This is a genomic window from Plantibacter sp. CFBP 13570 (assembly GCF_014841395.1).
GTDB classification, from domain to species: domain Bacteria; phylum Actinomycetota; class Actinomycetes; order Actinomycetales; family Microbacteriaceae; genus Plantibacter; species Plantibacter auratus.
Genome location: NZ_JACYTW010000090.1, coordinates 1 through 10,056, shown reverse-complemented (window position 1 = coordinate 10,056; position 10,056 = coordinate 1). Strand labels below are relative to the sequence as shown.

The following is a 10,056-nucleotide window of genomic DNA, read 5'->3' as shown; positions in this document are numbered from 1 at the left end:
GGACGCCGGCTCCTCGGAGTTCCGCGGCCAGCGACGCGACCCGCGCGCCGGTCGCGGCCCGCTCGGCCGCGTCACGACGATCGGACGGGACCGCCGTGGGTGGCGGAGCCTGCGGCGGCGGCGCGGTCATGAGGCGTCCTTGGCGAGCGCCGCGTCCGTGCCGGCCATCGTGTCCGCGACGTTCTGCATCCACCGTGCGAAGTCGTCGAGCGTCTTGCCCGCCTCCGTCATCTCGGTCCGCCACGTCAGTTCGAAGGCGGCGGCGTTCGCAGCCACCTGCTCGTCAAGGAACGACGTGTCGAGGCAGGTCGAGAAGACCCCCGTCGCGCTCGTGGCCGCCCCACCCACCGCTTGGACGACCGCCGCCAGGCCCGCGTCGTCCACCTCTATCGTGCCACTCATGGGTCCCCGCTCTCCGGTGCTGTTCGCGCTGCCCGGTCGATCCCGGTGAGGCGCCTGATCCGATGGTTCCACCTTGTCCCCGCCGGCTCCGGAAGACGATGGGCAGCACTCCCCATCACCCGTCGGGCGTCGGACGTGGCGCACGCCGGGGTGTCGGTTACGGTGAGGGTGACGCGTCCGCTCGGGCGCCGCGGAGGGAACCGTCATGCAGCAGATCCATCGTCGCCTCGCGACCGTGTCGCTGACGATCCTCGTCGCCGCGCTCGCTTGTACGGGATGCGGCCTGTCGGCGACACCCGTCGTGGCCGACGAGACCGACCACGCCCGGCTCACCGCGTTGGCCGATGATCCGCTCTTCACGGACGGCAGCGTCACCGGGCCACGGGTTCCGGACACCTCTGCCAACGTCAGCGTGCAACGCGGGGCGATCACGGTCGAGGACCTCTGGCCGTCGGACGTGACCGCGGAACCAGGAGCGAGCGGACCCGCCTGGCCTGCCGCCACCGCCATGTTGGCCCAGCTGCGCGACGCAGGGTGGCGACCGGTGGCCGTCTCCTGCGAGCTGGATCCGTCGTCGGGGTTGGAGGGCGCGACGGTGTACGCCACGAAGGAGTTCGACGACTTCACCGCTGCGCTCGAGGCCGAGGTGAGGCCTCCATCCTCGAAGCTCGTCGGGTACGTGCCCTTCCATTTGGAGGCCGACGACCCGTGGTCGGCGCACTCGGAGGTCCCGGCGGGATCCAGTTGCCTCGACGGCAGTGGGCCACCGAGCGGCGAGGGGTCCGTCCCCGACGACCTGGCCATCGCTCCCTGGTACTGAGCCTCCGCCGCTGCAGACCGACGTGCGCCGCGACGACCGTCCGTACGCCGATCCCAGGGTCGACTCAGGGTGATCCCGGAGGTTCCGGGGGTTGCCACGCGCCGAAACGCGATATATCGTGAATTCCAGTTCAACGCGATATATCGCGATCACTCGGAAGGAACCGCACCATGGCACAGGAGAAGTGGATCATCGCTCCCGGCGAGAGCCGCATCATCGACCTCGAACTCGTGAGACGACTCAAGGTCGGCCTCATCGGCGGCCAGGTCGACATCATCGGACACGACGAGCCCGGCGCCCGCATCGAGGTGGGGGCCGTCACCGGCAAGGACCTCAAGATCACCATCGACGGCGACGTCGCCGAGATCGACCACCCGCAGCTGCGCTGGGACAACTTCCTCGAAGTGTTCTCGAACTTCGGCGCCAATCGCGCCACGGCCCAGGTCAGCGTCCTCGTCCCCCGCGACATCGCCCTGACGTTCGGCGTGGTCAGCGCCAGCGGACTGGTCGCAGGCCTCACCGCAGACGCCAAGCTCAACACGGTGTCCGGCGACCTCGTGGCCGACCGGATGACCGGACGGCTCGACCTCAACTCCGTGAGCGGCGAGCTCACGGTCCAGAACCACACGGGTCGCATCCAGGCGCACACGGTCTCGGGCGACGTCACCGTCTCCGGCGACATCACGCGCGCCTCGATCGACGGCGTCTCCTCCGACCTGCTCCTCGACATCCACGGTGCATGCGAACAGCTCGACCTGAACACCGTGAGCGGCGCGATCACGGTCCGTCTCGACGAGGAACTCGCCGCCCGCTACACGGCGAACTCGGTCGGCGGACGCCTGGCGATCGACGGCGTCGTCCTGAAGGGGCTGCGCGGTGGCGGGTACAACTCGCACACCGGCGCCCTGTCCGGACAGTTCGCCGAGGTGCGCATGAACACCGTCGGCGGCGCGGTGACCGTCCTCCGCCGCCCGGCTGCCGAGCCGGCGGGCGCGGCCACCACCGCAGGGAGCGAGGCAGGCGCATGAGCCCCGTCTTCGCCCATGGCAGCCTGCGGTTGTACCTCCTGAGCCTGCTCGACGAGTCGCCGAAGCACGGCTACGAACTCATCCAGGCACTCACCGACCGGAGCGGTGGCACCTACAGCCCGAGCGCCGGCACCATCTACCCGCGCCTCGCGAAGCTGGAAGAGGAGGGACTCGTCACGAAGACGAGTGACGGCCGGAAGACCGTCTACGAGATCACCGAGGCGGGCCGGGCGGAGCTCGCAGCACGGGCGGGCGAGCTCGACGGCATCGAGGACCAGCTCACCGATTCCGTCCGTCGTATCGCCGACGAGGTCCGTAGCGGGGTCACGGCGGCCATGAAGAGCCTCCGGGCCGATCTCGCCTCAGCCGCGCGCGAGGCGAAGCAGTCCGCGAAGCCCGGTCCGAGCTGGACGTCGACCGCCGAGGAGAGCGCCGACCAGAAGGTGCAGGGACGCCTGGCGCTCCACGAGACCGACGTGTCGATCAACGAGTTCCGCCAGGCGGTCCGAGCCGAACTCCGCGAGCACGTCGCCCGTGGAGGCGCGCTCGACGACGACACCGTGTCGGCCCTGCGTGCCGACCTCGTCGCCGTCCGCGACCGCCTGCGGGAGCGGCTCAGCGGCTCCTGACGATCGACGACGACGTGCCCGCCTTCCCGTCTGGAGGCGGGCACGTCGTCGTCGCCGCGTCAGCGGGCGGCGCCGGAGAGCGACCCGGCCGTCGGCGCGGTGTCGAAGATCAGACAGCTGACGAGCCGATCATCCAGCTGGTCCCAGCTCTCCTCGGTCGGCCAGTAGAAGCTGTAGTCGAGTGCCGACTCCTCGAACGGGATACCGACGAAGCGCTCGAACTGCGCCAGGCACCCGGCGTCCGCCTCCGAGGTGACGGCCTCGTCGCCCGGCCATTCGTCGCCCTCCAGCTCGAAGTCGGCGTAGACCTCGAGGTCGTGATCCGCGGAGCACGGCACGGTCGGTACTTCGGTGAGTTCGTCGGCGGTCGACGAGTCGTCCAGGCAGTCGCCGACCGCGATGGTGAACACGTCGGTCGCGCCGCCCTCGAGGATCTCTCCGGACTGCGGGTCGCGCGTCTCCGCCGGCTTGGGGAGGATGCCCTCGATAGCACTGCAGCCGGAGAGGGTCAGTACTGCGGCGACCGCCATGGAGACGGTGATGGCAGGGAGGAAGCGATGGGAGGTCATGGGAGGTCCTTGTCCGGAGGGAACGTGAATGGCGCTCGGCAGCGCTCAGGCCGAAGCAATCCAGTATATGACATATGAGTTGTCATGAATTGTGCGTAGCCCCGGATTCAGGGCCGAGAAACGGGACCGCCCGACCCCACTCTGGAGTCGGGCGGTCCCGTCGGTGCTGCGCGCGCGGTCGACCTACCGTGCCGCGCCGGCCAGCGAGCCCGTGGTCGCCGCGGAGTCGTAGATCACGCAGGTGACGAGCCGGTCGTCCACCCCGTTCCAGCTGGCCTCGGTCGGCGTGTAGTAGTTGAACTCGAGGCTGGAGTCCTCGTAGACGATCCCGACGAACGCCTGGAACTGCGCGTAGCAACCGTCGTCGGCCTGCTGCGTGACGGCTTCCTCGCCGGGCCACTCGTCGCCGGTCAGCGTGACCTCGCCGTACACTTCGTACTGGTGCGGCTCGGAACAGGGCACGGTCGGCACCTCCGTGACCTCGTCGGACGACGACTCGTCGTTCAGGCAGTCGCCGACCGAGAGGGTGAAGACGTCCGTCGTGCCTCCACCGACGATCTCACCGGAATGCGCGTCCCGGGTCTCGGCTGGCTTCGGGAGGATGCCCTCCACGACACTGCAACCGGAGAGCGTCAGGGCCGCGGCGAGGGCGGCAAGGGCGAGCGGGAGGAGACGACGGCGAGCGGTCACGATGAGGGTCCTTGAGGTGGGTGGTCGATCACGAGCGACTGTCCGGGCTCACAGCCAAGCAACAGCCGTCGATCAGGATATTGGTCGACCATCCTGGTCCGCCACTCCCCCGCTCGATGAACACTGCGTCACGGTCGGGTGACGATGCCTGTCCATCCAGCTCATCCCCGCTTGACTCCGGTTCCCGAAGGAGTAATATCGCCGCTCGTGACAACTGAGGGTCGAGAGCCCGGGACAGAACCACGATCGGCAAAACGCTGGTTGATCGGGGACCCGCTGCCGACCGAGAACCTGGAGGGCCAGCTCCTCCCCAAACGGCTCGCGCTGCCGATCTTCGCGAGCGACGCACTGTCGAGCGTGGCGTACGCGCCGCAGGAACTCCTCATGATCCTCACGCTCGGCGGGCTCGCCTTCCTGAGCTTCGCGCCGTGGGTCGCGGCGTGCGTCGTGATCCTGCTCGTCGTGGTCGTCGCGAGCTACCGGCAGCTCATCAAGGCGTACCCGTCGGGTGGTGGCGACTACGAGGTCGCCCACCGGAACCTCGGCGAGAAGGCCGGCCTCGTGGTCGCCTCCGCTCTCCTGGTGGACTACGTCCTCACGGTCGCCGTGTCGGTGGCCTCGGGCGTCGACAACATCATCTCCGCGATCCCCGGGCTGAACCCGTGGCGCGTCGAGCTGGCCGTCGGATTCGTCCTCGTCCTCATGGCCGTGAACCTCCGTGGCGTGCGGGAGTCGAGCAAGGCCTTCGCGATCCCCACCTACTTCTTCATCGCGAGCGTGCTCGTCATGATCGTCGCCGGACTCGCCCGCACGTTCATGGGCGACGCCCCGGTCGCGTCGAGCGCCGAGTTCACCGTGCAGGGCGAGAGCCTCACCCAAGCGGCGTTCATCCTGCTCCTCCTGCGCGCCTTCTCCTCCGGTTGTTCAGCGCTCACCGGTGTCGAAGCGGTCTCGAACGGCGTCCCGGCGTTCCGTCGCCCGCAGATCAAGAACGCCCAGAAGACGCTGGTCCTCATGGGCGGCACCGCGATCGTGCTGTTCGTCGGCCTCACCGCGCTCGCCCTCATCTCCCGCGTGCACTACGCCGAGAACGCCTGTCACCTCGAAGGGTTCGCGGACTGCGCGACGACGCCGCAGCCGAGCCTCATGGCGCAGGTCGCGACCGCGGTGTTCGGCGCGAACAGCATCCCGTTCTTCCTCATCCAGGCGGCGACCGCGTGCGTCCTGCTCCTCGCGGCCAACACCGCGTTCAACGGCTTCCCGCTGCTCGGCGCCGTCCTCGCGCGCGACTCCTACGCCCCCAAGTCGCTCAACACCCGTGGCGACCGCCTCGTGTTCTCGAACGGCATGATCATCCTGGGCCTCGCCGCGTGCGCGATCCTCGTCGTCTACCAGGCGAACCTCACCCAGCTCATCCAGCTGTACATCATCGGGGTGTTCGTGTCGTTCACGCTGGGCCAGACAGGCATGGTGAAGCACTGGCTGCGGATGCTGCGGGAGGGCTGCGACAACCGCGGCTCCGTCTACCGCGGCCTCGCGATCAACGCGTTCGGCGCCCTGCTCACCGCGAGCGTCCTCATCGTCGTGACGATCACGAAGTTCACCCACGGCGCCTGGCTCGTCTTCGTGCTCATGCCGATCCTCTTCGTCCTCATGCTCGGCGTGAACCGCTACTACCGCGACGTCGAGAAGGAGGTCGAAGTCGACCCGACCACGACCTTCGGCGCGACCGGCGACCACGCGATCGTCCTCGTCGGCAAGATGCAGAAGCCGATCCTCAAGGCGCTGGACTACGCGATCGCCGCCAAGCACGACAGCCTCGAAGCGGTCCACATGTCGATCGATCCGGAGGCCACGAAACTGCTCGAGCAGCAGTGGATCGAACAGAACATCCACGTGCCGCTCGTCATCCTCGAGTCGCCGTACCGCGAGTTCGCGATGCCGCTCGCGAAGTACATCAAGGCGCACCGTGCTGAGCACGGCGCCGAGGTCGTGACGGTCTACATGCCGCAGTACATCGTCGGGCACTGGTGGGAGAGCCTCCTCCACAACCGGCGGGCATCGCGGATCCGCAACCAGATCATGCTCGTCCACGGCGTGACCGTCGCCCTCGTGCCCTGGCTGCTCGACTCCTCGGAGCTCATCTACGGACGTCGGTCACGGCCGCTGCCCGGCCAGGAACGACGTGGCGAGATCGTCCGCGTCAAGAAGCCGATCGAGCGGAAGCCGCACATCGACCGCAACACGGGGCAGCCCCGCTCCTGATCGGCCACGCGCTCCGGCGACGGCGTGAGGGAGTTGTCGCAGACTGACAGACTGGGGACATGTTCACCTGGGGTCTCTCGCTGCTGTTCCTCGCGGCCGTCTTCGGGACGCTGTCGATGGTCCGTCTCATCGCCGCGAACCCCGACTCGCCGCTGCCGATGTGGCAGGGCCGCCCGCAGCGACTCCCGCAGTTCACGATCATCCTGCGCGGGCTGTCGGGCGGACTCGGCGTCTTCGGCGTCTTCCTGCTGTGGTCGGAGATCGGCTTCTGGAGCATCCTGCTGCTCATCATCGCCCTCGGGATCCCGATCGTGCTGAACCTCCGCCACAACCGCCGCTTCGAGGCGTAGCCGCCGTGTCCGTTCGCCCATCTTCGGGCGAACGAACGCTCATTCGCCCGTATTTGGGCGAACGGGCGGTCAGGCGAGGAGCGAACCGAGCCCGTAGCCGACCAGGGCTGCGACGACCGACGCGACGAGCATGCCCAACGCGTTCGTCAATCCGGCCCGGGAACGTCCGTCGTGGAGCAGCCGGACGGTCTCGATGCTCGCGGTGCTGAACGTCGTGTACCCACCGAGCAGGCCACCCCCGAGGACGAGCCGCCACGCCTCGTCGACGACCCCGCCGAGGGCCAGCGACGTGACGAGGCCGAGCAGGAGCGACCCGCTGACGTTGATGACGGTCGTCCCCCAGGGGTACGCACCACCCACGCGGGAGCGGACCAGGCCGTCGACGACGAAGCGGGCCGCGGCACCGACACCGCCGGCCGCCGCGATCGCGAGGAAGAGCCACGGCGTCACGAGTGGCCACCGCCGATCCGTCGGGCGAGGACGATGCCGCTCCAGCTCGCCAGGACGCCCAGCACGACGCTCCCCACCGCGTACAGCACTCCCACGAGCGCGCTCCCCTCGATGAGGAGGACACTGCTGTCGGCCGCGAGCGCGCTGTACGTCGTGAAGCCGCCGAGGACGCCGGTGCCGAAGAACAGGCGGAGATCGCGTCGACGGCCTACGTCGGGCCCGCGTCGGAGCAGCGACTCGAGGAGGAGACCGAGCAGGAAGGCGCCGACGACGTTGATGCCGAGGATGGCCACCGGGACACCACCGATCGGCGGGACCGCGAGGGAGATCGCCTCGCGGGCGCCCGTCCCGATCGCGCCACCGAGCGCGACCATCGCGATCGTGGCGGGTTGGAGGTGCGGAGCCCGTGTCCCCGTCGGAGCGGCCGTCACCGCAGGTCGCCGGCGGAGGCGTCCCAGAGTGGTTCGTCGGTGGCGCTCGGCGCGAGTGGGACCACGATCACCGGACGCGCCTGCCGATGGGCCAGCGTCGCGGCGACGGAACCGTTGAAGAACTCGAGGATGCCCTTCCGGAGGCCCCGCTCCCGGGTCCCGACGATGATCGCCCGGGCGGACACCGAATCGGCGAGTCGACCGAGGGCACGAGCCGGGTCACCGGCGAGCTGGGTCAGCTCCCACACGACGCCGGTGTCGTCGAGGAGACGGTGCGCCGTCGCCTCCAGGCCGGGATCGGCGGGCTCCGGGTCGAAGTCGTGCAGATCTGCGTCGAACGGCAACGACGTGACGGTGCCGTCGACGTTCTCGACCACGACGAACCGGCTCGCGTCGACGTGAGCGAGGACGAGCCGGCAGGCGAAGGCCTGCGCGAACGACGCCGCCTCGACGAGCACGGTGTCGGGCTGCCCCGGCGTGACACCGACCACGATCGCGGTACCCCGCTGCGCTTCGCTCATGTCGTCACTCCCCCTTCGCGCGCTTCGCGGCAGCCTTGGCAGCCTGCTTCGCCGCCCGCACCTGCGCGAGCGACTCCGGGTCGACGATGTCGGCGACGGACCGGAGGCTGCCGTCCTCGCCGTAAGGCGCCGAGGCCTTCCGCCAGTCGGCCGCGTCGAGCCCGTACTGCTTGCCGAGGAGCGCGAGGAAGATCTTCGCCTTCTGCTCACCGAACCCCGGCAGGGCGAGCAGGCGCTTCAGGATCTCCGGGCCGTCGGGCGCGTCGCGCGTCCAGATCGCCTCCGCGTCGCCGTCCCAGTCGTCGACGATCGCGGCGCAGAGCCCCTGCACCCGGCCGGCCATGGAACCCGGGAACCGGTGCACGGCGGGACTCGTCTTGAAGAGGGAGGCGAACGCCTCGGGTTCTTCCCGCGCGATCGTGGCCGCGTCGAAGGAACCGAGGCGGTCGCTGATCTTCAGCGGGCCGGCGAACGCGGTCTCCATCGGCACCTGCTGATCGAGCAGCATGCCGACGAGCAGGGCGAGCGGGTCGGTCGACAACAGGCGGTCGGCGTCCGCATCTCCGGTGATGTGCAGGGTTCCGGTCATGGGTCCATCGTCCCACCACTCGACGTCCTGGCCCAGCCCCGTTCCGTCGCGGTGTCGGCATCGGTGCCCGGCAGACCGTCTCCGTACGAGCGCCCCGTCCACGGGCGGCATGGTAAGCTCAACGCTAGTCTTTATCGTTCCCTGGTAGGCGAAAGCCCCGGACGCCCCGCAAGCGCGGCCGGTCAGAAAATCATGAGGGGGTCTCGCATGGGTCGTGGCCGTCAAAAGGCAAAGCACACGAAGATCGCTCGTGAGCTCAAGTCGTTCAGCCCGGACGTGAACTACAACGCGCTCGAGCGCGAGCTCACGGGGCACTCCGTCGACCACCCGGGCACGGGCGTCGACGAGAGCTACGACGACGAGATCGCCAAGTGGGCTGAATACGCCGAGAAGTACGCCGACGGTGAGGCGAAGGGCGCGTAGGCGCGCCCTTCCCACCGTTCCGGCGCGCGCCTGCATCGGCGGTTCGCCGTCGCTCCAGCACCTCACGGCTGGGTGATCTCTCAGACGAGTGTCGGCAAATGGAGTTCTCGCTGGGCGGAGACTAGCCTGGACGGATGAACACCGACGAACTCCGCGTTGCCGCCAAGAAGCGCCTGAAGGCGCAGCACGATTTCAAGCAGTTTCTCGCCGTCTGGGGTGCGGTCTCCGTCCTCCTGATCGTCATCTGGCTCCTCACCGGCGCCTGGGGATACTTCTGGCCGATCTGGCCGATCTTCGTGATGGGCATCGCCCTGGTCTTCGTCGGACTCGACGCCTACGGTCCGTCCAAGCACATCACCGAGGACGCCATCGACGCCGAGGTCGCGCGCCTCGTGAACCAGCAGCAGCAGCGCGCTGCCGCTCGCGAGGCCGCCTCGCAGCCGAACCCCGCGCAGGCACCGTACGCCGGTCAGAGCGGTTACGAGCAGCACCCGTACCAGGCGGGTCAGACCGGCCAGGCGCCGGTGTACGACCCCGCACAGTACGGACAGACGGCCGCCTACGACACCTCGCAGTACGCGGGTGGCCAGACCGGCGGCTACGGCACGCAGCCGACCCAGGGCGCCCAGGCCACGCAGCAGTACGGCGCCTACCAGGCCCCGTCGGCCGAGGCTCCGGCCTCCGAGGCTCCTGCGGCGGAGCCCACCTCGGACTGGGTGCGCGCCGCCGAGCCCACCCCGACCGAGCAGTTCGCCGCGGTCTTCTCCGGCACCGACCGCGCGCCCGAGGCCGCAGCCGCGCCGAACACGTCCGCCGAACCGGCCGAGTCGATCGTCCTGGAGTCGACGTCCACCGGCGACGCCGAGACCGTCGCAGCCGCCGCCGACGA

General features: G+C 69.2%; 14 protein-coding genes. 7 read left to right on the top strand and 7 right to left on the bottom strand.

Annotated elements, in window-relative coordinates; all coding sequences use genetic code 11:
- Positions 1-126: 126 nt before the first annotated feature.
- Positions 127-402 (bottom strand): hypothetical protein, encoded by a 276-nt coding sequence (locus IFT89_RS18600; protein ID WP_202939689.1) that lies wholly within the window; start codon positions 400-402, stop codon positions 127-129.
- 205 nt (positions 403-607) lie between these two features.
- Here IFT89_RS18600 and IFT89_RS18595 point away from each other — a divergent pair, with 205 nt between their 5' ends.
- The 3 genes from IFT89_RS18595 (at position 608) to IFT89_RS18585 (ending at position 2,879) form a co-directional block, all read left to right on the top strand.
- On the top strand, positions 608-1,222 hold the full coding sequence (locus tag IFT89_RS18595) for a hypothetical protein (RefSeq protein ID WP_194643868.1): 615 nt from the start codon (positions 608-610) through the stop codon (positions 1,220-1,222).
- 170 nt (positions 1,223-1,392) lie between these two features.
- On the top strand, positions 1,393-2,250 hold the full coding sequence (locus IFT89_RS18590; RefSeq protein ID WP_137242313.1) for a DUF4097 family beta strand repeat-containing protein: 858 nt from the start codon (positions 1,393-1,395) through the stop codon (positions 2,248-2,250).
- Positions 2,247-2,879 carry a PadR family transcriptional regulator gene (locus tag IFT89_RS18585; RefSeq protein ID WP_086474617.1) on the top strand — a complete coding sequence of 211 codons (633 nt, stop codon included), beginning with the start codon at positions 2,247-2,249 and terminating at the stop codon, positions 2,877-2,879. Before IFT89_RS18590 ends, IFT89_RS18585 begins: the two co-directional genes overlap by 4 nt.
- A 59-nt stretch (positions 2,880-2,938) precedes the next feature.
- On the opposite strand, the gene IFT89_RS18580 is transcribed toward IFT89_RS18585, so the two are convergent.
- Together IFT89_RS18580 and IFT89_RS18575 are read right to left on the bottom strand one after the other, a co-directional pair.
- Positions 2,939-3,448, bottom strand: a complete 510-nt coding sequence (locus IFT89_RS18580) for a septum formation family protein (RefSeq protein ID WP_191940500.1) — start codon at positions 3,446-3,448, stop codon at positions 2,939-2,941.
- Between the two features lie 183 nt (positions 3,449-3,631).
- Positions 3,632-4,138 carry a septum formation family protein gene (locus IFT89_RS18575; protein WP_307783548.1) on the bottom strand — a complete coding sequence of 169 codons (507 nt, stop codon included), beginning with the start codon at positions 4,136-4,138 and terminating at the stop codon, positions 3,632-3,634.
- A 261-nt stretch (positions 4,139-4,399) separates the two neighbouring features.
- On the opposite strand from IFT89_RS18575, the gene IFT89_RS18570 reads away from it, so the two are divergent.
- Together IFT89_RS18570 and IFT89_RS18565 are read left to right on the top strand one after the other, a co-directional pair.
- Positions 4,400-6,403, top strand: a complete 2,004-nt coding sequence (locus IFT89_RS18570) for an APC family permease (RefSeq protein WP_085511822.1) — start codon at positions 4,400-4,402, stop codon at positions 6,401-6,403.
- Positions 6,404-6,462: 59 nt separating this feature from the next.
- Positions 6,463-6,753: a hypothetical protein gene (locus tag IFT89_RS18565; RefSeq protein ID WP_202939688.1), complete on the top strand. Its 291-nt coding sequence runs from the start codon at positions 6,463-6,465 to the stop codon at positions 6,751-6,753.
- Between the two features lie 69 nt (positions 6,754-6,822).
- Here IFT89_RS18565 and crcB read toward each other — a convergent pair whose 3' ends face one another.
- From crcB to IFT89_RS18545, 4 genes are read right to left on the bottom strand one after another with little or no spacing between them, the layout of a single operon-like run.
- Positions 6,823-7,203 carry a fluoride efflux transporter CrcB gene (crcB, locus tag IFT89_RS18560; RefSeq protein WP_137242314.1) on the bottom strand — a complete coding sequence of 127 codons (381 nt, stop codon included), beginning with the start codon at positions 7,201-7,203 and terminating at the stop codon, positions 6,823-6,825.
- A complete protein-coding gene (locus IFT89_RS18555; protein ID WP_307783547.1) occupies positions 7,200-7,634 on the bottom strand; it encodes a fluoride efflux transporter FluC in 435 nt (144 codons plus the stop codon). The genes crcB and IFT89_RS18555 overlap by 4 nt, the downstream gene beginning before the upstream one ends.
- Complete coding sequence (locus IFT89_RS18550) at positions 7,631-8,155, bottom strand: universal stress protein (protein ID WP_191940498.1); 525 nt, start codon at positions 8,153-8,155, stop codon at positions 7,631-7,633. Before IFT89_RS18550 ends, IFT89_RS18555 begins: the two co-directional genes overlap by 4 nt.
- A gap of 4 nt (positions 8,156-8,159) precedes the next feature.
- Positions 8,160-8,744 carry an HhH-GPD-type base excision DNA repair protein gene (locus IFT89_RS18545; protein ID WP_071262410.1) on the bottom strand — a complete coding sequence of 195 codons (585 nt, stop codon included), beginning with the start codon at positions 8,742-8,744 and terminating at the stop codon, positions 8,160-8,162.
- 207 nt (positions 8,745-8,951) lie between these two features.
- Between IFT89_RS18545 and IFT89_RS18540 the strand changes: the two genes are divergently transcribed.
- Together IFT89_RS18540 and IFT89_RS18535 are read left to right on the top strand one after the other, a co-directional pair.
- Positions 8,952-9,167 carry a DUF3073 domain-containing protein gene (locus IFT89_RS18540; protein ID WP_064294210.1) on the top strand — a complete coding sequence of 72 codons (216 nt, stop codon included), beginning with the start codon at positions 8,952-8,954 and terminating at the stop codon, positions 9,165-9,167.
- 134 nt (positions 9,168-9,301) lie between these two features.
- Positions 9,302-10,056 (top strand): 2TM domain-containing protein (locus IFT89_RS18535; RefSeq protein ID WP_202939687.1); only part of this gene is annotated, 755 nt, incomplete at its 3' end.